Annotated in this window: 20 protein-coding genes and 1 tRNA gene; 9 read left to right on the forward strand and 12 right to left on the reverse strand. The window is 47.2% G+C overall.

Features of this window, described 5'->3' with window-relative positions; translation table 11 throughout:
* Positions 1-58: 58 nt before the first annotated feature.
* On the forward strand, positions 59-454 hold the full coding sequence (locus tag HB364_RS15645) for a hypothetical protein (protein WP_167289160.1): 396 nt from the start codon (positions 59-61) through the stop codon (positions 452-454).
* Positions 455-520: 66 nt separating this feature from the next.
* Here HB364_RS15645 and HB364_RS15650 read toward each other — a convergent pair whose 3' ends face one another.
* The 8 genes from HB364_RS15650 to HB364_RS15685 form a co-directional block, all read right to left on the reverse strand.
* Complete coding sequence (locus HB364_RS15650; RefSeq protein ID WP_167289161.1) at positions 521-1,033, reverse strand: hypothetical protein; 513 nt, start codon at positions 1,031-1,033, stop codon at positions 521-523.
* 100 nt (positions 1,034-1,133) lie between these two features.
* On the reverse strand, positions 1,134-6,626 hold the full coding sequence (locus HB364_RS15655; RefSeq protein ID WP_167289162.1) for a M43 family zinc metalloprotease: 5,493 nt from the start codon (positions 6,624-6,626) through the stop codon (positions 1,134-1,136).
* A gap of 103 nt (positions 6,627-6,729) precedes the next feature.
* Positions 6,730-7,968 (reverse strand): ornithine--oxo-acid transaminase, encoded by a 1,239-nt coding sequence (gene rocD, locus HB364_RS15660; protein WP_246228500.1) that lies wholly within the window; start codon positions 7,966-7,968, stop codon positions 6,730-6,732.
* 209 nt (positions 7,969-8,177) lie between these two features.
* Positions 8,178-8,882 (reverse strand): signal peptidase I, encoded by a 705-nt coding sequence (lepB, locus tag HB364_RS15665; RefSeq protein WP_167289163.1) that lies wholly within the window; start codon positions 8,880-8,882, stop codon positions 8,178-8,180.
* Entirely contained in the window at positions 8,882-9,730 is an 849-nt protein-coding gene (ispE, locus tag HB364_RS15670; RefSeq protein ID WP_167289164.1) for a 4-(cytidine 5'-diphospho)-2-C-methyl-D-erythritol kinase, read from the reverse strand. The genes lepB and ispE overlap by 1 nt, the downstream gene beginning before the upstream one ends.
* Complete coding sequence (locus HB364_RS15675; protein ID WP_167289165.1) at positions 9,730-10,326, reverse strand: bifunctional nuclease family protein; 597 nt, start codon at positions 10,324-10,326, stop codon at positions 9,730-9,732. The genes ispE and HB364_RS15675 overlap by 1 nt, the downstream gene beginning before the upstream one ends.
* 93 nt (positions 10,327-10,419) lie before the next feature.
* Positions 10,420-11,385, reverse strand: a complete 966-nt coding sequence (locus tag HB364_RS15680) for an electron transfer flavoprotein subunit alpha/FixB family protein (protein ID WP_167289166.1) — start codon at positions 11,383-11,385, stop codon at positions 10,420-10,422.
* A gap of 119 nt (positions 11,386-11,504) precedes the next feature.
* On the reverse strand, positions 11,505-12,248 hold the full coding sequence (locus tag HB364_RS15685) for an electron transfer flavoprotein subunit beta/FixA family protein (RefSeq protein ID WP_167289167.1): 744 nt from the start codon (positions 12,246-12,248) through the stop codon (positions 11,505-11,507).
* A 129-nt stretch (positions 12,249-12,377) separates the two neighbouring features.
* Between HB364_RS15685 and HB364_RS15690 the strand changes: the two genes are divergently transcribed.
* Together HB364_RS15690 and tilS are read left to right on the forward strand one after the other, a co-directional pair.
* Positions 12,378-12,695 (forward strand): tetratricopeptide repeat protein, encoded by a 318-nt coding sequence (locus HB364_RS15690; RefSeq protein ID WP_167289168.1) that lies wholly within the window; start codon positions 12,378-12,380, stop codon positions 12,693-12,695.
* Positions 12,696-12,746: 51 nt separating this feature from the next.
* Positions 12,747-14,132, forward strand: a complete 1,386-nt coding sequence (tilS, locus tag HB364_RS15695) for a tRNA lysidine(34) synthetase TilS (protein ID WP_167289169.1) — start codon at positions 12,747-12,749, stop codon at positions 14,130-14,132.
* On the opposite strand, the gene HB364_RS15700 is transcribed toward tilS, so the two are convergent.
* Positions 14,107-14,751, reverse strand: a complete 645-nt coding sequence (locus tag HB364_RS15700) for a rhomboid family intramembrane serine protease (RefSeq protein WP_167289170.1) — start codon at positions 14,749-14,751, stop codon at positions 14,107-14,109. The genes tilS and HB364_RS15700 overlap by 26 nt on opposite strands.
* Positions 14,752-14,795: 44 nt before the next feature.
* Positions 14,796-15,269, reverse strand: a complete 474-nt coding sequence (locus HB364_RS15705) for a 23S rRNA (pseudouridine(1915)-N(3))-methyltransferase RlmH (RefSeq protein WP_167289171.1) — start codon at positions 15,267-15,269, stop codon at positions 14,796-14,798.
* Between the two features lie 173 nt (positions 15,270-15,442).
* On the opposite strand from HB364_RS15705, the gene HB364_RS15710 reads away from it, so the two are divergent.
* Positions 15,443-15,613, forward strand: coding sequence for a hypothetical protein (locus HB364_RS15710; protein WP_167289172.1), 171 nt, complete (start codon positions 15,443-15,445; stop codon positions 15,611-15,613).
* Between the two features lie 46 nt (positions 15,614-15,659).
* On the opposite strand, the gene HB364_RS15715 is transcribed toward HB364_RS15710, so the two are convergent.
* Positions 15,660-16,790 carry an Sb-PDE family phosphodiesterase gene (locus HB364_RS15715; RefSeq protein WP_208419968.1) on the reverse strand — a complete coding sequence of 377 codons (1,131 nt, stop codon included), beginning with the start codon at positions 16,788-16,790 and terminating at the stop codon, positions 15,660-15,662.
* Between the two features lie 99 nt (positions 16,791-16,889).
* On the opposite strand from HB364_RS15715, the gene HB364_RS15720 reads away from it, so the two are divergent.
* Together HB364_RS15720 and HB364_RS15725 are read left to right on the forward strand one after the other, a co-directional pair.
* Entirely contained in the window at positions 16,890-18,668 is a 1,779-nt protein-coding gene (locus HB364_RS15720) for a UvrD-helicase domain-containing protein (protein WP_167289173.1), read from the forward strand.
* Between the two features lie 558 nt (positions 18,669-19,226).
* Positions 19,227-19,300, forward strand: a tRNA-Arg gene (locus tag HB364_RS15725).
* A 295-nt stretch (positions 19,301-19,595) separates the two neighbouring features.
* On the opposite strand, the gene HB364_RS15730 is transcribed toward HB364_RS15725, so the two are convergent.
* Positions 19,596-20,573 carry a GlxA family transcriptional regulator gene (locus tag HB364_RS15730; RefSeq protein WP_167289174.1) on the reverse strand — a complete coding sequence of 326 codons (978 nt, stop codon included), beginning with the start codon at positions 20,571-20,573 and terminating at the stop codon, positions 19,596-19,598.
* A 124-nt stretch (positions 20,574-20,697) separates the two neighbouring features.
* Between HB364_RS15730 and HB364_RS15735 the strand changes: the two genes are divergently transcribed.
* Genes HB364_RS15735 through HB364_RS15745 form a run of 3 tightly spaced genes read left to right on the forward strand, consistent with a single transcriptional unit; the run spans position 20,698 to position 22,048 of the window.
* Entirely contained in the window at positions 20,698-21,129 is a 432-nt protein-coding gene (locus tag HB364_RS15735; RefSeq protein ID WP_167289175.1) for a VOC family protein, read from the forward strand.
* 3 nt (positions 21,130-21,132) lie between these two features.
* Positions 21,133-21,513, forward strand: coding sequence for a DoxX family protein (locus HB364_RS15740; protein WP_167289176.1), 381 nt, complete (start codon positions 21,133-21,135; stop codon positions 21,511-21,513).
* A gap of 1 nt (position 21,514) precedes the next feature.
* Positions 21,515-22,048, forward strand: coding sequence for an SRPBCC family protein (locus HB364_RS15745; protein WP_167289177.1), 534 nt, complete (start codon positions 21,515-21,517; stop codon positions 22,046-22,048).
* Positions 22,049-22,320 lie beyond the last annotated feature (272 nt).

Raw genomic sequence — 22,320 nt, forward strand, 5'->3', positions numbered from 1 at the left:
TGTCCACCCGGGCTTCTTTTTTAGCAACTTACCCTATCTTTGCCCCTCTTTTTTCATTATGAAATATTCCCAATGGATCGGCATCGCTGCCGCAGTTTTACTCGTGGTAGCCTGTTTTTTACCCTGGACCTTCCATCCCGACCTCAATAAGAGTTTTACGGGCTTCTTTTCCGAGGAAAATAACTACGGCAAGCCCGGTAAGGTTTTCATCGGCTTGGCGGTGGTAGCCACCATCTTCTTTATTACGCCCCGTATATGGGCCAAGCGCTGGAATTTGCTGGTAGGCGCTTTGACAGTAGCCTTTGCCATTAAAAGCTTCATTGTTTTTTCAGGTTGTTATAAGGGCATTTGCCCGGCCAAGCAGGCGGGTCTGTGGATCATGCTGGGAGCGGCCATCATTATGCTGGTAATGACGTTGGTGCCGGATATGAAGGTGGGAGAGCAAAAAAACTGAGGAACTTACCGGAAATATAAAAGAGCCAACGAATGATCGCCCGACCATCCGTTGGACTCAAAAAGATTAATCTTCATCTACCTGTTTTACAGTACCGGAGTATGAACCGGTTACCTTTTTCTTATCATCACCAAAAACCAGCTCATAGGTTACCGTCATGGTACTACCACTTACGCTAACTGTAGCGGTGCCGGAAACAATGTCTTCTCTCCAGGTGCCGGTGTCCAGGTCCGGAAAGTTAACATTCATGAAAGCATAGCCATCAAAGAAATGCTTGGTGCCATCAAAATCAGGATCACTATCCGCTTTGTAGGTATAAGTGCCGGGCGTTACTTTGTCATTGTCGAACGTGATGCCTACGCCATGGGCTTTGCCCTGAAAATTGGGATTGTAATCAACAGAGATCATTACCAGGTCTGAATAACTACCATTAAATGTTGTGTTGATCGCATAATTGGTCGTGTAGGTTTGTCCATCATAGGTAAATGATCCTTTCACATCATCTTTGTTTTTCTTACAGGCGCTGAAGAATAAGGCCAGGCTCATGAACAAGGCCAGGGAACGGATGGTTGTTTTCATTGGTTCTTAATTTTTATAGTGTTGGGTTTAAATGCCGGTTGGCGTCCTTAGTAACGTATCAGGGATTAAATTGGTATTTTAAATAATATTTTTTTACTGGTTATTTTACCAGTGTTACTACCCCCTTTTCTACCTTTTCTTCCTGGCCGGTGCCGGTAAACCGGTATTGACAGGTCCATACAAAAATGCCGGTATCCTGTGGCTTTCCTTTGTAGGTTCCATCCCATCCTTTCCAGGCATCGGTCGTTTCAAAGATCCGTTCGCCCCAGCGGTTATAGATAGTCAGCCGGAATTTGTCCAGCAGACCATACACCTTAGGCTTAAAGAGATCATTGTTGCGGTCATTATTGGGCGAAAACGCACTGGGCATATACAGTCCGTTCAGGCAATCTTTTACACTGGTAAATAGAATCGTATCTGCAGCTTCGCAATTATTCCTGTCTGTTACCAACACAGCATAGCGGCCAGGTTGAGTAGCTATATAAGTATTGGCGGTTGAGCCATCGTGCCAAAGGTAGGCTGAAAAGCCGCTGCCCGGATTCAGGATCATGGATTTGTCCCTGCACAGGAAAGTGTCTTTCCCCAGGTTTATTTTGGGCAGTGCATATACGTTATGGATAGTGAGGGTGTCCCGGGATATACAACCATTGGGGTTAGTGGCAGCTATCCAAAAAGTGCCGGCTGTTCCGGCGCTGATCTGTTGGGACTGTGCCCCGGTATTCCAGCTATACGCCGTAAAGCCCGGCCCGGCGTCCAACACCAGGGGGCGCTCATTACAAAAGCTGGTATCATTGCCTAAGCTCAATGGCATTACCGGCTTCACCTTTACCCGGATGGTGTCCAGCACCAGGCAGCCGGGACCTTTTTCTGCTGTTACACTGTAGATCGTGTCCCTGTCGGTAAAGATCCTGATCGTTTGCCCGTAAACGGGACTGATCCTGTAATCGCCACTCCAGCGGTAATTGCTGAAGCCCGCCGGCGCTGCCAGGGTCAGCGTATCGTTCCTGCACAGTTCAAGATCTACGCCCAGGTCAAAAGGCACTGGCGGCGCCTGGGTGATATAAACTGTATCCCGGTATTCATTGCCGCAATGATCGGTGGCCAGCACGTGGTACATGCCTGGCCCATACGCCGTGAACGTGGAATCGGAGGAGCCGTCCTGCCACTGGTAAGTGGCAAAGCCGGTGCCGGCATTCAGTGACCAGGTGCTGATAGCGCACAATTGTATATCAGGGCCGAGATCGAGGGTGCTCCGGGCTTCAACAGCAGTGAGCAGGAGGCTATCCCTCAATACGGTGCAGGGGGCTGTTATGGTGGCATACAGCATGGCGGTGCCGCTTCTCAGGAATACCAGGCGCACTGTTGAATCTGTGAAGGACGTGATCTTTGCCAGGGTGGGATCAATGTCCCATACGGCCGGTAATGAACAACCGCTGTTCCTGTTGATGGAATAAGTGACCGTATCACCACGCAGACAGACGCTGTCATCTCCTGTAATACCTGTTAAGCTACAGGTAACCGGTGCGCATTGCTGTTTTTCTGTTAAAGGCACATCAAGCACCGTGGAGGTTACGGCAAGGGGTGTTTCAAAAACAGGGGTCGTAATATTGCTCCAGGTCATGGCACTGGTCAGCACGTTTACATTGCTCAATGTATTGCTGGCCTCATCAACGCGGCAACCGGGCGTGGTGCCATTAGCGGCTGCTTTTACCACATGTATCTTGCCATCGGTGCCGGTTACCGGCTCCTGGAAAGTACAGGCGCTGATGATGCTGCCATCGGCATACTGTTGCACATTGGCCGCTGTTTGCATAATGATACCAGGGAAATTGCCATACGCTTTTTGCCAGTCAAGCGTGCCGGCTGCGCCCGCTTTAAAGAGATAGAAATTATTGCCAAAGGCATACCGGCCGGCGGAAGCTATAAACCCGCCATCGCTGGAAGGGAATATAGAAGACCGGGGATTGGTATCGTGCATCTGCAACTTTTGATAACTCAGCAGGTCCAGGTTTTGGGTGAATTTGGCAACGCCCTGTTGCTTGCTGTTGTAATTATTGCCGTCAATCAGGTGCAGTCCAGCCATAAAACCATAAGACGTTTTAAAGAGCTGGATATTGAAATTGCTCCTGTTGTCCAACGAAAAGCGGATAGAAGAAATGATGGCGCCGGTATTTTTGTTCATCTTAATGATGCTGCCATAATAGCGCTGTTCCAGCAATGCCCAGTAATTGGCGCCCAGCACCAGCGTATCATTATCTTCCAGTACACTATGGATGTCTGTTCCTGCTTCATGGACCAGTTGCTGGCTCCAGATGATATTGCCCCCTGCATCTGTTTTGACAATGATCCCTTCGGCCGGCGTGGGGAGAGGGGTAACGCTACCGGTAAAAACAAAACTGCCGTCTGCGGTTTCTATCACGTCAAGTCCTATATGGCGACTATTGTTTTTGATGTAGAAATGTTTTGACCAGTTGACCGTACCGTTGGCGTTTAATTTTACCAGGTAAAAACCACGGGTATAAAACGAATTGGAAGCACCGATAGCGATATAACCGCCATCGCGGGTGGGTTTAATTTTCCGGAACTCATCATAGCTGGCACCGCCGATGCGTTTGGCCCATTGGAGAGTGCCACCTGCACTGAGCTTCATCACCAGCGCATCCATGGAGGGGCTTTCCTGGTCGGCATCGCCGGCCACGGGGTTTACATTGCCCGTCAGGACAGAGCCGCCATCGGGTGTGGCATGGATATAGAAAACATTGTGGTTGCCTGTGCCCACATAGGTTTTTTGGAAAGTAGGCAGGCAGGTATCAGGTAATGGGGTAGTGCAGGTGCTGCCTGAGCAAAATGAATTGGTTCCCACAAGGCCCGGGCCTTCCTGCAGATTAATGGCATTAATGCTAAGGCTGCCGGTACGTATATCGAACCAGGAAAACGGATTGGTCGTAAAGGGTGGGTGGTTGATACGTACCTGTACACTTGATGAAGGGCAGCCGTCTGTATTGCCCTGGATATCTGATTTGACGACATATATCCTGCTTACGCCGCCAGTTGGAAGGTGATTGCCCACGCTGATAAAACCACCGTCGGGGGCAATACGCAAGCTAAGATTGGTTTGAACACCTGCCCGTGCATGTTTTCTTGTCCACTCCATATTGCCGGCAGCGTTGAATTTAAACAGGTTAAAGTCGCTGGCGCCATTGTCCTCTGTGTGCTGGATCGCAAATCCACCGTCGGGTGTAAGTACAAACAGGCCGGGGCCGCCCAACTGGTAATCCGGTGCAATGATCTCGCGCACGTCTACCGCATCGCCATTGAGGTCAACGTCAAGGATCATGGCACGGCCCGTATTGGTATTGGTGAAATCGTCGATCGTAGTTACCTGGTAGAGATACCGGTTGCCTTGCCGGTAGAAAGAAACACCGCCTGAGTTATTGCGGCCATCTATATCATATTTCTTTGACCAGATCACATTGCCATTGGCCAGGTCCAGCTTCATGATGAGTGCATCATGCCAGGTAGCGGAGCGGGATGTGCCTGCTACCAATATTCCTCCATTATCTTCCAGCAGCGCACTGCCATTATCACTGTCACTATCATCATATACCTTGCTCCACATCAGGTTGCCGGCGGCATCCAGTTTTATCACGAGCACATTGCCTGTACCCGGATTGTTATTTTGCCTTCCTGTAATTACGTAACCACCATCACTGGTTTGCAGTACATTACTGGCGATCTCACCAAAGGTTGAGTTTTCACCAAACTGGCGGGCCCATTGCACAATGCCCGTTGCATCCGTTTTCACGGCCAGGGCGGCGCCGGTGAGAAAACCATAAGATCTCGTTTGCCCTACGGCTATAAAACCACCATCAGCGGTAATGATGAGCCGGTAAAATGCATCGGCCCGTGTACCTCCATAGGTATGACTCCATTGTACAACGCCTGCATTATTAATTTTAAGCAGGTAGCCATCATCAGTGCCACTGCTGACGACGAAGGTTCTGCCGGCAATAATATAACCGCCATCGGGCGTAGGGCGGATATCATTACCATAAAAATCTCTTGATCCGCCATAGGTGTTCTGGAAAGTAAGTTGCGGAACGCAGGCGCCTGTTACTACCACGGTGCGTGTTAATGAGTCGCTGCAAAACCCATTGGAGGCTTTGAGCTTAATGGCATAATTGCCGGGTGCGGTAAAAGCTTGCGAAAAGTTGAACGTGGTGCTTTTCGCAACGCCATTGAGCAGCCAGCTATAGCTGGTAGCTCCGGTGGTGGTATTGATAAAATTAAGTGTTGTGTTGATAGCAACCGCGGTATCAGGAGGGGTGAAGTGAACAGTTACCGGGCAGGTGACTGTTATTACTTCCGTTTTAACCGCACTGTCGCATAAAGGGTTGCTGCTGTAGGCTACCAGTTTAATGGTGTAGGTACCTGCGGTATTGAATGTATAGGAATAATTAAAAGCAATTGACTGTTGCACATTGTCGAGGTACCAGGCATAAGTAGCTCCATTTACTGAGCTATTGGTAAAAGTAACCGCTGTGCCGGTTGTTACTGCTGTACCGGAAGCGGTAAAGTTGGCTGTTACGGGAGCAGGACAGAAGGTTAAGCAGGATTTACACAGGAGTAAGCTGCCGCGTACGTTTTGTATAAACCAGTTCATACGGTCGGCCTGCCCTTGCGTAAACACTTTCATGCAATCGAAATTGCCGTAATCCATGTAATCTTCCTTCAGGTCGTTTACATCGGTGCCGAAACCAGACAAGGCATCTGTGGAGCAACTGTTCACGCTGGTGTTGCAACCCACAGCCCCGGTAGATTGGTCGGGTGGGGTATCGCATACCCGGTCTCCGTCGGCTGTACAGTCATCGTTCTTGCAGGCGCCCTGGAAGGTATGGTATAATCCGAGGTAGTGCCCCATTTCATGGATGGTCACCACACTGTTGGCCGGAGAGCTGCCAAACCAGGTGGCTTCCATCACAATACCGTCGAGGTTGGAGCCATGGGCGGTAGGCAGGTAGGCATAACCGGCTACACTACCCGGTATGGAGCGCACCAGCCATATATTGATATAGCAAGAGGGGTTCCACCGGTTAAGGTTCTTTACGTTTTGGTCATCCGAATGATAATCGGGGCCACCCATGACAGTATAGGGGGACACATCACGGGTAATGCCATTTGTAGGATTGTTGTTCGGGTCGCGCTGGGCAAGGCAAAACTGTATTTGTGTATTCACCCCATCGGCAGGATCATAGTAACCGGTATTGGCAAAAGCTTCATTGAGGTGTTGAATACCAGCCAGTACCTGTGCATTGGAAATATTCTCTGCGCCATTGTTGTGAATGATATGTACCACTACCGGTAAGGACACTACGGCGTTGGTTCGTTGTGTAACTGCTCCTGAACGGCGGGCAAGCTGGTATTGTTGTAGCTGCCGTTCAACCTGTTCATGGTATTGCCGCAGTACTCCATTTTCGCGGAGTAGTTTATCAGTGACTGTTTGTTGACCGCAGGTAACGGGGGGAGTTTGTTGTGACCAGGATAGGCATACGGAAAGGATGCTCAGGATGGTTATCAGGATTGGACGGTGCATAAGGGTGAGGTATCAACGCCGGAGGCGTTAAGCCCCGGCCCCCTAAAATACTAAATATCAGCATATTTAAAAACAATGCGGGCCGAAATGGCCCGCATTGTTTTTAATCTAATATGTGTAGACTTCGGTTGATGATGCTGATAGATTCGTATACCTGTTCCCGGTTGATAACCAATGGGGGAGATAACCGTATCTTATCGCCATGGGTAGGCTTGGCCAGTAAGCCTTCTTCTTTCATGGCCAGGCAAAGGGCCCAGGCAGCTTCCGGGTTGGCATGCTGAATCACGATCGCATTCAGCAGGCCCTTGCCGCGGATCGTTGTAATATGCGGTGATTGCAGCGCCTGCAATTCCTGGCGGAAAAGCTCACCCATGGCCAGGGCATTCTCTGCCATGCGCTCTTCTTTCAATACCGTGAGAGCGGCTATGGATACCTTACAGGCCAGCGGGTTGCCGCCATAGGTAGAGCCGTGTTCACCCGGTTTAATGGTCAGCATGATCTCATCATCAGCCAGTACAGCCGATGCCGGTAAGGTGCCACCACTAAGGGCTTTGCCAATGATCAGGATATCGGGGCGCACATTTTCATGATCGCAGGCCAGCATCCTGCCGGTACGGCATAAGCCGGTTTGTATCTCATCGGCCATAAACAATACCCGGGCATCTTCACAATATTGTTTGGCGGCAGCCAGAAAACCCTCATCAGGGATTACCACGCCGGCCTCTCCCTGTATGGGTTCTACCAGCAGGCCGGCCACGTTGGGGTCTTGCAAGGCGGAGGCCAGTGCAGGCAGGTCATTATAAGAGATCACTTCAAAGCCCGGCATAAAGGGACCAAAACGGTCATACGAAGAAGGATCTGTGCTGAAGGAAATTACTGTGCTCGTGCGGCCATGAAAGTTATGGGCGCATACCAGGATGATTGCTTTGTTGGCGGGAATGCCTTTTACATCATAGCCCCAGCGGCGGCACAGCTTGATGGCTGTTTCTACGGCTTCCACACCGGTATTCATGGGCAAGACTTTGTCATAGCCAAAATAGTTCGTAATAAACTGCGTATACTCACTAAGCCCTTCACTGTGAAAAGCCCGCGATGTGAGGGTGAGCACCTGCGCCTGCTGGGTCAGTGCAGCAATAATGGCCGGGTGACAATGTCCCTGGTTTACGGCAGAATAACCGCTGAGGAAATCATAATAACGCTTATTGTCTACATCCCACACAAAAACGCCTTGTCCCCGGTTAAGCACCACAGGCAGGGGATGGTAATTGTGCGCGCCGTGCTTTTCTTCCAGTTCGAGGTAATATCTTGTTTTATCGGATAGCATAGTGGTGGTAGTTGGCATACATAAAAAGAATGAAAGTGAAACAATGAAACCCTAAATAATAACAGGAATACCCGGCATGAGCTATGCCGGCAGCAGGAGTGCCACTTTAGTGATTGAGCAGATCGAGGTTCTGCAATAAAAAATGTACTATGTAGGTACTTGCTTTAATAGCGGGTAATTTGAGCGTAAGATACACAATTTCAGCGGGAAGTCCTAAGGTGGATGGGTTATTTGACGCCGAGAACTACGCCGTGCAGGTCACTTTTTTTGATAAGGCCAATCAGGCGGGAATCTGCGGCATTATAGCGATTGTCGCCCAGTACAAAATAATGGTCTTTAGGTACCTGAATGGGGCCGAAGTCATCGAGCGTCCAGGGTTGGTGGTAGATCGCTTCAATCTCCGGCGGAGGAGGCTGGGTTTTGCCGTGTAGATACCGTTCACACGGGATTTTCATGGCAGTTAGTTCTTTCGTTTGCTCTTTGCTTAGAAAAACAATTGCCTTCCCGCTATCAATCCGGATTGGTTCATCATCGCCTGAGAGATTAAAATGCTCGGTAACTGTCATTATACCCGCATCAGGAATGAGATACATGAGCCTAAGGTTGAGCGACGTATCGGCAGACTTGTCATTCACATACAGGTTACCTGCTTTAATGGCTATTTTATCGCCGGGCATTCCGCAAAGGCGGTACACACGCACATGCTTGCCTTGCATAGAATCAGTGTAGTAGAAAGTGATAAAATCAAACCGTTCAGACGACACCAGGTTGGAGCTAAAGAATTCATCGCCCACTTTCAGGGCTGGCAGGTTGGCGCTACTGGGAGTTTTGAAATAGATCAATGCGCCGGTAATCCTGGCTGCCACCAAAAGGCTAATAATAATGCCGCCAATAACGGCCAGGACGATAAGGGGTTTCTTCTTTTTAGACATTACCGGCTTAAGATATAACTTTTGTATGAAGGAAATAAACCTTCCGGCGTTTTTCCTTTGGGGAAAATGCCATAAAAGCTGGAACCGCTGCCCGTCATGGAGGCATAGACAGCACCGGCGGCATAGAGGCTTTCTTTAATACTTTGGAGGGCCGGATGCTGTTTGCATACAGGCGCTTCAAAATCATTGACCAGTGTATTTTTCCAGGTGTGGACGGGTTGCCTAATCACCTCGCTGATGGGCGTGGCCGGAAGGGTAGGGGTGATCTGTTCAAAGGCCCATTTGGTATTGATATGTACTTCGGGGTATACCAGCAGGAACGAATAGCCAGATAGGTCCAGCGGGAGGGTCTGTAGTAATTCACCGCGCCCGGTGGCTATACAGGGCTGATTAATAATAAAAAAGGGGCAATCACTACCCAATTGAAGGGAATAATCCAGCAATTGCTCCCGGCTGATGCCCAGCCTGAATTTATCATTTAGTAATTGCAGGGTAAAGGCCGCGTCGGCAGAGCCGCCTCCCAGTCCGGCCCCCATGGGAATGGCCTTGTGCAGGTACAATTGTATGGGGGGCAATTGGGGAAAGTCTTTTTTCAGCAGGTGCCAGGCTTTTACGCAGAGATTATCAGCCGGGGCGCCCTGTACCGGAAGGCCGCTCATGAATAGTTCCACCTCATCGGGCCCCTCGTGCAGGGGGAAGCCCTGGGCGGATACCGGCCTGCCAATAATTTCTATCGCATCTTTCAGCGGCAGGGGGTAGAATACCGTTTCCAGGTCATGGAATCCATCGGCCCGTTTCCGGGTAATGTGTAAACCAAGATTGATCTTGCAATTGGGGAAGGCGATCATTACCGGCCTCTTTTGCGGCTATTGATCTCATCACGGATGGCGATGGCGCGGATATAATCTTCCTGGTCCAGTACCTCATTCAGCAGGGTATTCAGCTCTTCCAGTGTCATAGACCGGAGGTCGTCATGGGCGCCGCCCGATTCTGCGGCCACTGCTTCTTTGGGTTGTTTTTTCTTGCCGGAGGGGTCCTCCATCAGGATGCCGGCGCTTTCCAGGATGTTATCGTAGGTATAAATAGGACAGCCAAAACGGACGGCCAGTGCCAGGGCGTCGGAAGTGCGGGAATCTATTTCCACGGTGTCATGCTCGCTTACACACACCAGTTTAGAATAGAAAATGCCTTCCTGGAGGTCGCAGATAATGATCTCCTGCAGGTCGATATTGAAGGCATTCATGAAATTCTTCATCAGGTCATGGGTCAATGGCCTGCTGGGATGCATCTTTTCCAGTGCCACTGCAATGGCCTGCGCTTCAAAACCACCAATTACGATGGGCAAACGACGAAGGCCGTTCACTTCACCCAATACGACTGCGTAAGAGTGTGTCTGGGTGATACTGTGTGACAGCGCAACTATTTCCAGCTCAATTTTTTTCATACGAAAGCACGAAACTAAGGGTTTTTTACCTAAAAAAAATGCGGTTGGTTATCAACCGCATTTACAGCTTTTGTTGTATAGGACCTGCTAAATTTATGCCACTCCTTTTACTTTTTTCACCGCTTCTATGATTTTGGGCACTACCTCAAAGGCATCGCCTACAATACCATAGTCTGCCGCCTTAAAGAAGGGGGCTTCCGGGTCTTTATTGATCACCACGATCACCTTGCTCCTGTTTACCCCGGCCAGGTGCTGGATAGCGCCGGAAATACCGATCGCAATATAGAGGTTGGGAGCAATGGCCAGGCCGGTTTGTCCTACGTGCTCATGGTGCGGACGCCAGTGTACATCGGCAACGGGCCGGCTACAGGCGGTAGCGCCACCCAGCAGGTGCGCCAGCTCTTCAATCATACCCCAGTTCTCGGGGCCTTTCAAACCACGGCCGCCGCTCACAACGATCTCTGCTTCGCTGAGGGGGATCTCGCCGGTAACCTTATTGACCGTCTTCACTTTTACTTTGGAGGATTCTACTGTAGCATTCAGGGCCGCTACTTCGGCAGTGCCTTCTCCGGCAGTTATTTTATAAGCGTTCGCGTTCAGTGAAATGATCTTGACAGGAGAGCTAAGGGCGATATTGGCAAATGCCTTTCCGGAAAATACGTTCTTCTTCACCACAAAGCCATTGCTGGTATCGGGTAAAGCTACCGCACCAGACACCAGGCCTGCTTTCAAACGGGCTGCCAGCCGGGGGGCAATGGCCTTGCCATCTACGTTATTGGAGAAAATAACCACGGTAGCGCCTGCAGCAGTGACTGCCTGTGCTATCACAGCGGTGAATACCTGCGCATCAAAATGGTTCAGGGTATCATTGGCTACATGGTGTATCTTTTTAACACCGTACTTGCCCAGCGCGGCCAGGTCTTCCGTTACCGTACCCAGCACTACGCCTTCTGCAGTAGTGCCCAGTTGCTCAGCCACTTTAGCGCCATAGCTCAGTGCTTCTAAAGAGGCTTTTTTTACATGGCCGTCGGCCTGGTCAATGAATATAAGAACAGACATATAATTTGAAAATTTGAGATCCCGCAAAGCGGGACAGGTTTTGAAAATGTGATAATGCTAAGACAATTGAGAATATGGCTGAGATATGGCAATTTTCAAATTACCACCTTACCACATTATCAGATTAGCTTTGTTTCTTCATGCAGCAGTCTTACCAGCTCTGCAGGATTATCAGCAGGGACCAGTTTTACGCCTGCTTTGGCAGGAGGCAATTCAAAGCCTACTACGGAGGTCAGTGCATCCACTGCAGCAGGTTCTACCACTTTCAGCGGCTTGGTACGTGCGCCCATAATACCTTTCATATTGGGGATGCGTTGTTCGGCCATACCTTTCTGGCAGCTCACCACTACTGGTAATGATACTTCACAAATTTCTTCGCCCCCTTCAATTTCACGGGTGATGGTAGCGGTAGTGCTATTCAGCTCAAACTTAATGGCCAGCGACACATACGGCAGGTTCAGCAGTTCTGCCACCATACCACCGATGGAGGAACCATTGTAGTCAATCGTTTCCTTACCGGTGAAAATAAGATCATAATTGCCCTGCTTCGCTACTTCAGCGATCTGGGAGGCTATATAAAAACTGTCATGACTGTCGGCATTTACGCGGTAGGCTTCATCACCACCCAGGGCCAGGGCCTTGCGGATAACCGGATCTGTATCGGCGCCGGCTACTGTAACGAGGTGCAATACGGTGGAGGGGTCCTTTTCTTTTAATTCGATGGCGCGTACCAGGGCATACCACTCGTCGTACGGATTGATAATCCATTGTACGCCATCCTGTGCGAATTTCGTATTGTTATCTGTGAAGGCTATTTTTGCCGTTGTGTCCGGCGTTTTGCTGATACAAACTAAAATCTTCATAACGTTTATTTTTTGTATCCCTGCTCCGCTGGGATCCGGGAGCGGGATTGATGGTTGTTTATGCAACCAATCTATATACAAATATAAGTGCCGCAAAGATAGTTTTGAAATATTTAATGGGGGAAAAAGATGGAACGAATTGAGAAACTAAAAGCATTTCTGCTGGCCAGTCCGGATGATTCCTTCCTGAAACATGCGCTGGCATTGGAATACGTGAAATTGGGGGATGAGGCAGGCGCCCGGCAATTATTTGAGGAAATACTGACATTGGACCCCGGCTATATCGGCTCTTATTACCATTTGGGCAAACTGCTGGAACGAACCGGCGAGCAGCCACTGGCCATCGAATGGTACGAAAAAGGAATGGCTGCCGCCAAAGCGGCGGGTGACCGGCATGCGTACGGAGAGCTGCAGGGGGCGTATGAAGAGGCGAGTGGTGAATGGTGAGTGGCGAGTAGGGCGATGATTTTTGGGGCTTCGATTACTATCTATAGCTATATGAGTTTATTAAAGAGATTTAAGGAGTTTGCAGATAAAGAACATCTTTTCACCACAACGGACAGGTTGCTGCTGGCGGTGAGCGGGGGGATTGACTCTGCCGTATTGTGCGAGCTCTGTTACCAGGGGGGGTATGATTTTGTGATCGCTCATTGCAATTTCCGGCTAAGAGGGGAGGAGAGTGAGCGGGATGAACAGTTTGTGCGGGACCTGGGTAAAAAGTATAGCAAGGAAGTGCTGGTAAAACAATTTGATACGGAAGCGTATGCTGCACAGCAGAAGGTATCTATACAGGTAGCGGCGAGGGAATTAAGGTATGCGTGGTTTGAAGAAATTGCAAGTGGCAAGCGGCGAGTGGCAAGTGGGGAAGACCTTGTTATTTTGACTGCTCACCACCTCGATGATAATATCGAAACAGTATTGATGAAGTTCTTCAAAGGCACGGGCATTGCCGGAATGCGGGGCATATTACCCAGGCAGGGGAAGATAGTACGGCCCTTGTTATTTGCGAAGAAGGAAGAACTGGCGCAGTTTGCGGCCGACCATCAACTGCCATGGGTGGAAGACAGCTCCAATGCGCAGGATAAATACGCCCGCAATTATCTGCGGCACCAGGTAGTACCGCTGTTACAAAAGCTCTATCCTGAAGTGGTGAATAACCTGGCCGCCAATATCACCCGTTTCCGGGAAGTGGAAGAACTGTATCACCAGGCAGTGGAAGCACATCAAAAGAAGTTGCTTGAATACAAAGGGAGTGAGGTGCATATCCCCGTATTGAAGTTGAAAAAAGCAGCGCCCTTGGCTACCCTGGTATACGAAATCACAAAAGGATATGGCTTCACGGCTGCCCAAACGGCCGACATTATTCACCTGCTGGATAGTGAATCCGGCCGCTATGTGGCGTCGGGTACGCATCGCATCATCAGGAACCGCAACTGGCTCATCATAGCGCCGGTGCGTACAGAAGCAGTGAATCACATTATCATAGAGAAGGAGGATACATTGGTTCAGTTTTCAATGGGTAGCCTGCTGCTCAAAAATGTGAGCCTCAAAGGTTCCCCATTCCCCACTCACCACTCACCACTTACTACTGACAACTCCATAGCCTGTTTAGACAGCAAGCATCTCCATTTCCCGCTCCTGCTTCGCCGCTGGAAGGCCGGCGATTATTTCTATCCCCTGGGCATGAAAAAGAAGAAGAAAGTGGCCCGCTTTCTCATTGACAGCAAGCTATCCCAAACAGACAAGGAAAAAGTATGGGTGCTGGAAAGCAATAAAAAGATCCTTTGGGTAGTGGGCATGCGTATTGATGACCGCTGTAAGCTGGACCATGATACAAAAGCCATATTACAGGTGGAATTTAAGACAGGTGGAAATAGTCTTTAATCTGCTCCACGAACATACGGAGCACCGGATAATCTGAGAAAAGACTGGCCATGATGATCACGAACGCCAGGCCATAGACAGAGCCCCAGAAGTGCGCGCCATGGGCGATATTGCCACCGCCACGTTTGTCCATATAGGCCGACAGGCCGAGGTATAGGAATCCGAAGATAAACCCGGGAATATAAACCGGTATCAATATAATGCCGATGCCCCTTACCGGGTCGAGCAGGATAAAAGCAAATACTACAGCAGCCACAGCGCCGGAAGCCCCTCTGGCGGCATAGCCGGAATTATCCTTATGCTTCAGGTATAGCGGTAATGCAGCAAAGAACAAGGCCGACACATACAACAAAAGGAACATGAGCTTCCCTTTTTCCTGGAATACCGTATACGTGAATTTTTCTTCCACAGTACGACCAAATAAATACAAGGCATACATATTAAGTCCCAGGTGGAGGTAATTGGCGTGTATCAGGCCATGAGAAAAGAAGCGGTACCATTGCCGGGAGTAGTTAATAGACGTAGGATAAAAGATAAGATCGTTATCAATTTTTGTGTTGTTAAGCGCCGAATAAGAAACCAATACTGTTATAATGATAATAATTAAAGTAATGCTCATTGTTACTGCTATTAGGCTCAAATCTAATCAAAAACCCGACAGTTTTAACTATGGTGGTACTTTTCATTGCGTATAATGGTGCAGGCACGGTAAACCTGCTCGGCCAGTATGAGCCGCACCAACTGGTGGGGGAAGGTAAGATCGGATAAGGACCATTTATGATTGGCCCTTTTCAATACTGCGTCATCAATGCCATAGGCGCCGCCGATAAGGAATACCAGTTTTTTAATACTTTCATTGGCCCTGGCCTGCATGAATTTGGCCAGTCCTTCGGAAGAGAAGGACTTGCCCCGTTCATCCAACGCTACCAGGTAATCGCCGCTGTCGAGCCATTCCAGGATCGTTTCTCCTTCTTTCTTCTTCAGGTCCATTTCACTGAGCATGCCTGCATTTTTGGGCACAGGAATGATCGTCCACTGCACCGGATAATATTTCGATATGCGGCCGGTGAAGTCTTCTATACCGGCTTGTACATACGGCTCATGTTTTTTACCTATCGACCAGAAATGGATCTTCATGCGTTAAAAGTAAGGATTAATACGGCAATCGGTCCCGACAAGAGTCGGGAGCAGTCGGCAATAAGAAGTGCGCAACTGTTTTTCTCGTTGCCTCAATGCCTTGTTGCCTTGTTGCCTTTATGCCTCCTGTGCCCGTGGCAATGCTTTTGCATGAAGCAGCCTAAACATCTCTTATGAATCGTATTGTATATCTCTTTGCTGTATTGTTGAGTATGATAGGGCTGCAATCCTGTGAATTGATTGCAGGCATTTTTAAAGCAGGTGTGTGGACAGGTATCCTGCTTGTGGTAGTAGTGGTAGGCCTCATCATCTGGATCATTGCAAAGATGGCAGGCAGAAAATAAAAAGCCGCCGGCAGTATTGCCGACGACTTAGTTTGTCCACTAAGTATTATGGTGTTATCTTCACTGGTATTGTAATAGTAGGATGGCTATTAGGTGCATGGATGGCATTGAGCACTTCGAAGGTGAGGTCAATGCTGGTTAATTTGTCTTTTGTCTTTACCTCTATCAGGGTCTTCTCACCGGGTTTCAGTGTAACGATATCTGCATGTGCGTGAAAGGTATATTTCGATTTGTTCTGCAGGGTAAATTCGGCACTGGTCACATTTTCGATCTCCAATTGCAGTACACTTGTTTTGGGCAAGTATTTGGCACTGCTCACTTTCAGTGACTCTTTAATGAGCGGTACCAGGTATTCATCCCTGCCAATCAGCAGGTCCTTGTAGAAGACCACTGTTCTCCTGTTCATCAATCCTTCTCTGATGGCCTCTATGGTTGCTTCTTTGGTAAATACGAGGGTAACGGGCCGGTGGCCTCCCTGGGGCACTCCGAAGGTCCAATCTACCAGTTTGTGCACATCGCTGGTGCCCATGATGGTCAGGTTATTGTCCAGCGCTATCTGCAGCGCCTCATCTGAATAGTTCACATCATTCACCACTTCAATCCCATCGAGCAGTTTTTCTTTAATGAGCATCTTGTGCATGGGGGTGAGTGTGGAAATGCCATCAGGGCGTTGGCTGACCCACATGGGATGGTTCCAGAAGGTAAAGGCATTTTGCCTTTTGGCTTCGCGGAATACGGCTACAGAATCTTCTATCAGCATTTTATTGGCATCTTCAATAAAGATGGCATTGCAGTGGCCGGGCGGCATTTTGCGGGTGATCTCTGAGCCACGAATGATGAGCAGGTTGTGGTCTTTGGCTTCTTTGAGGGCCAACTCGTAGGAGCGGTTGCGGTCGGGATGTGGAATATCGGCTTTATGTGGCTGGTACTCCAGGTGCTCGGTGAGTGATATGGCATCCAGTCCGTCCATCAGGGCTTCTGCCACGCGTATATCGGGCCATACGCTGCCATCGGAGAACACCGTATGCTGGTGCAGGTCGCATTTCATGGTTTTGTAGCCCGGCATATCGGGGAATTTCAGGCTGCGGGCCATTTTGTGACTATGGGGAATCCGTTCTGTTTGTGCAAAAGTAGCTACTGAAAGAAGGCAAAGAATTAAGGCCGGTAGTTTGTACATGCATCAGATTTTGGGGCCAAAAGATAGGGGAATTTTAGAGATGGGGTCGTTAATTGTAGATTATTAATTCCTGCTGTTTTTTCAATAATTTGCCATACTATGCAATTGACTGCTGAACAAAACGCTATTGTTCATTCTACGGGGAATATCAGGATCAATGCGGTGGCGGGATCGGGGAAAACTACGACCATTATTGAGTATGCCAGGGCCCGGCCGGATAGCCGAATTTTATACCTGGCCTTTAACAAGGCGGTGAAGCTGGAGGCGGTCCGCAAATTTGCTGCATTGGGGCTCGATCATGTGAAAGTGGAAACAGCCCACTCGCTGGCTTATAAGCATATCGTATTCCGGCATCAATACAAGGTGAGGGCGCAGGGATATAAGACGGCGGAAATAGTTTCACTGTTGGGGCTGCCCGGCAGTGGAGAGCGGCATGCGGAATATATACTGGCCAATCATATTAATAAGTTTGTATCCTATTTCTGCAACAGTGATAAGCAAAGGGTGCAGGACCTGAATTACCTCGATATTGTAACTGATACGCAGGCAAAAACATTCGTGAAGACTTTCTATCATCAGATAGAACAGCAAACGCGCCTGTTGCTGGCAAAGATGGATAAAGGTGAAATTGAAGTGATACATGATTTCTACCTGAAGAAATTCCAGTTGCTGGCCCCGCAGCTATCTTTTGATCATATTCTGTTTGATGAGGGGCAGGATGCCTCGGCTGCCATGCTGGATGTGTTCTTTAAACAACCGGCCACTAAGGTGATCGTGGGAGATACGCATCAACAGATCTATGGCTGGCGTTTTGCGGTCAACTCGCTGGAAAAAGCAGACTTCAAAACCTATCAGTTGTCCACCAGTTTCCGGTTTGGACAGGACATAGCTGATCTTGCTATGCGTGTATTGACATGTAAGCAATATATTGACCGGGACGTGGCAGTGTCGATCAAAGGGAAAGGTACCAGTAAGGAGCTGAAATCGAAAGCGGTGATTGCCCGCTCCAACCTGGGCCTGTTATTGATGGCTATTAACTATGTAACGGAGGGGAAATTAAAGCGTGTTTATTTTGAAGGGAATATCAATTCTTATACGTACGCGGATGAAGGAACATCCTTGTATGATGTGCTGAACCTTTACCAGGACAACCGGTCTCTTATCAGGGACAGTCTTATCAATGGGATGAAGGACATGAAAGACCTGGAAGATTATATTGAAAAAACGGAGGACATGCAATTGTCGATGATGGTAGAAGTGGTAAAAGAATATGGCGATGAGATACCAGCAATCATAAAATCTATCCGGGACAAGCACGTAAAAGATGAGGATAAAGACAAGGCTGATATGGTCTTTTCTACGGTTCACCGCTGTAAGGGTATTGAATATGATGAGGTGCAACTGGCGGATGATTTTATTACGGAGGAAAGGTTGAAAAAGATAAAGGAGGAAAAGAAAAAAGAAGATATTAATATCTCCAAATTAAATGAGGAGATCAACCTCTTGTATGTAGCAGTGACGCGGGCCAAACAGCATATTTTTGTGCCGGATGCTATGATGCCGGAAGGGTTCCCTTATTCTGCACAGGTAAAAGCATTGCCATTCAAGAAACAGCAAAAGCAACAGACAGGGAACGTTGCGCAAAAAGGCAGGCAGGGGCCTGTAAAAATCTTTAAGACGCCGTTGACGAAGCGTTCCTTTTCTTACGACACGGTGGGGGATGATTACCGGGATAGTTCTAAATCCTGGACGAATGAACGGGATGATGAGTTAACCATCATGCATGGAGATGGCGTAAGCATTGCTGAAATTGCAGATCATTTTGGATGTACGAAGGGGGCTGTCAAATCACGTATTAAGAAGCTGGGGCTGGAGTAGGGGGAGTTTGTCGCGTTTTATTTGGGGTTTTGTAGCCTATTTTGTAAATTGTAGTGAATCAATAAATTACAGCTAATAGCTGTTGTTATTAAAATTCCGGAATGAACTTTTTTGCTATATCCTTCTGCTTTTCAATCTGTTGTAAAGTGTCTGTTGGCACATTTCCGCGTCCAGCCTGCATTTGAGGCACTTTCTCTTACTATTGTCTTGCTACTGTCTTATTACTGGCTTGTAACTGTCTTACTTCCGGGTGCCTTGATCTTAGCCTGAGCCATTCTGTATCCTCGCTTGATCCCCGGCTGATCTGCGGCGGATCCCATGTGTTTTCCCTTTTGAAGATGGTTTTATCTTGTCCTGAACGAGACAGTTGTTTACATGGGTAATTGAATGTGCGCAAGGGAGTGCGAAAAGCTTTTCACTGGTATTTTACAAGCCGAGAAAGGGGAATATAATTAATTGTTTTTCTGATAAATGTGTAAATTTTTCTGATTTCTGTTTGGGTGCAATGCAGAATATCTTTATTTTTGCAGCCCATTTACACAACGTAGATGTTTTCCAGGCCCTGTAGCTCAATTGAATAGAGCATTTGACTACGGATCAAAAGGTTTCAGGTTTGAATCCTGACAGGGTCACGAAAAAGCCTCTCTCCGGAGAGGTTTTTTTATTGCCCGTACCCATAGCCCAATTGACTAGAGCATCCCGGCCCGTGGGCCGGGATGGTTTCTGGTTTGAATTCCCGCTATGTAACGGGACAAGCTCTGACGCGATCACGCAATCAGTCCAATTTTACAAAAACCGCTACCAAAGCGGGTTTTGTATTTATTTATCTAATTCGTTAGCGTTTGTACATTTCCTAATTCATTGAATTACAAAATGTATTCGGTTTGAATCCTGGAAGGGTGTTTGTAGCGTGTTAAATCGGACGACTCATTTTTTATATTTATCCCGATATTCAATAGGTGTTAGTCCAGTTATTTTTTTGAACAACTCCCTGTATGTCTGACTATCGAAGTACCCAACACTCAACATGATCTCATCAACCGATTTCCTTCCTATTTCCAACCCCTTTTTACTGGCTTCAATCCTTACTTTTTGCAGGTATTCCAGTACGGTACAATGGGTAGATTTTTTAAACTTTCTTTCAAATGTTCTCCTTGTCAAAAAACATCGTTCCGCTAATTCCTCCACTGTAATTCTTTCAACATAATTTTTCTCAATAAATTCCTGGGCTTTTAAAACGTCCTCATCTCCATGGTCTTTCAATCCATTAAAAACAATAAACGGGGTCTGAACCATTTTATCCAGATTAACTACAAAATATTTGGCAACGAGAATAGCTACTTCCCGGCTCACATATTTTTCAATTAAAAACAGTAGAAGATTCCAGTAAGCAGTGCTACCACCGCTTGAATACAAGCCATTCTGCTCCACAATTATTTTCTCATCAATAAGGGTAACATCCGGGTAAAAAAACCTGAACTCATTGGCATACTGCCAATGGGTGGTGCACTTCTTGCCCTTTAATAAACCGGTAAATGCCAGCATAAACGATCCGGTGCAAAGCGAGGCAATTTCTGCATTTCGTTGATACTGTCTGATTATCCAATCCACTAAAAATCGATTCCCATGGTTACTACTTATCATATCACCCCTTATAGCAGGAATGATAATCAGATCGGTTTTCTCTAATGCAGATGTAGTTATATCTGGTTTAATATGCACCAAGCCATCCTCGATAACAATATTCTCCGTTTCGCCCACCACCTGAATGTGAAAAATATCTTTTTTGTGCTCAGATTTACATATTTCGTTAACTTTTCTAAACACCGCCCTGGCATCAACCACGGATGCATAGTTGGCATTTTTCATCGCCAATATAGATATGTGCTTCCTCTTAAGGATCATCTGTCTATTTATACAAATGTAACTAATTCGGCTGACGCAAATGCCTTCTATATTATGTCGCATTTGCACTTAAAAGTCAAGGCATATTAACGCTACTTTTACATTGTACTAAACACAACACAATATGCAAGGCATCAATATCTATCTGCACTTTAATGGAAACAGCGAAATAGCTTTTTCCTTTTACAAGTCCGTTTTTGGTGGAGAATTCCTGGCAATACAGCGGTATAAGGATATACCAGGCGGCGACAAAATGAATGCGGAAGATCAGGAGAAAATGGTTCACATATCATTAAAAATAGCGCCGAATACTACCTTAATGGCATCTGATAACCTGGCCAGTCATCAAAATGAATTGGTGATGGGCAATAATTATCACATTTGTATTCAGGCTGAAAATGAAAAGGAGGCCAATAAACTTTTTCAGGCACTCTCAAAAGACGGTAAAATTGAAATGCCAATGAATAAAACATTCTGGGGAGCCTATTTTGGCATGTGCCAGGACAAATTTGGATTACTATGGATGATCAATTTCACTTACCCCGTAAATCATTAAGATATGAAAATTACAAAAATAAAGATAGCATATTGGATCGTCCTTGTTTTTATCACAATAGGCATGCTTTTTTCAGCCGTACCCAGCGTGCTAAAATTACCTTATGCGGTTGAACATTTTTGCAATGTTTTAAAACTACCGGAATACCTGTTGGTTTTTACGGGGGTTATAAAAATCATCGGTTTGATCACTCTGTATATCCCCGGCTATCCCAGATTAAAAGAATGGATATTTGCAGGCTTTACGTTTGATTTGATCGGCGCCTGGTATTGCAATTATTCAGGACTAAATTCCTTCGCAGGAACCTTGCCTGTACTGGTTTATTTGCTGATTTTATTTGTGCTGTACTATTTGTATCATAGAATTCACCCTACAACCAAGTGATATGACGCTCGTATATATTTTAATAGCAGTAATGCTCCTATTATTGATCGCTGCAGTTTTTGTAAAAAGAGACTTTGTGGTTCAGCGTCAACTTGACATACCCAAGGACCCCCAAGAAATTTTTTCGTTTATAAAGTATTTGAACAATCACAAATATTTTAGTAAGTGGGTTACAAAACATGCTATAGATACAACAGACACAAGAGGCAGAGACGGAACAGTTGGTTTTATTCAACCCTGGAACAATTACCGGGATAAGGCAGGTATAGGCGAATTGGAGATAAAGGCTTTTACAGAAAACGAAAAAGTTCACTTGCTGCATCATTACTTTAAACCGATAAAAGGCCTTGGCGAATCGGAAATTATCATCCGGCAAAACGGTCATTCAGGCTCGTTGGTCAAGTGGCAATATACCGGACATACAAAGTATCCATTCAACCTGATTACATCCATGTTAAACATGGATAAAATTGTCGGCAAAGACTTAGATCAATGCCTGAACAGGTTAAAAGAGAAGCTAACTATATTAAAATAAGGAATTAATTGCCCCGGCAAGTCCTCCTTCGTTTTCAAAGGGATATTGCCAAGAAAAATTATTAGCTGTTTCGGAAGAAGACTCTACAAGTGAATCAGCAAACGCCTCAAGGATTACAGTTTGGTTTACACAGGCAACACATTGGGTATCAAACCTAAATGTTTGTCAGCCGCTTTAAATCCATTAAGAGAAGGTTCGAAAATTGTATCGGCGGGATCACCGCAGGTAATCCAAACGGGGTCATTTTATGCTCACCCTATAAAACAATCATC

This window comes from Paraflavitalea devenefica (assembly GCF_011759375.1).
Lineage (GTDB): Bacteria > Bacteroidota > Bacteroidia > Chitinophagales > Chitinophagaceae > Paraflavitalea > Paraflavitalea devenefica.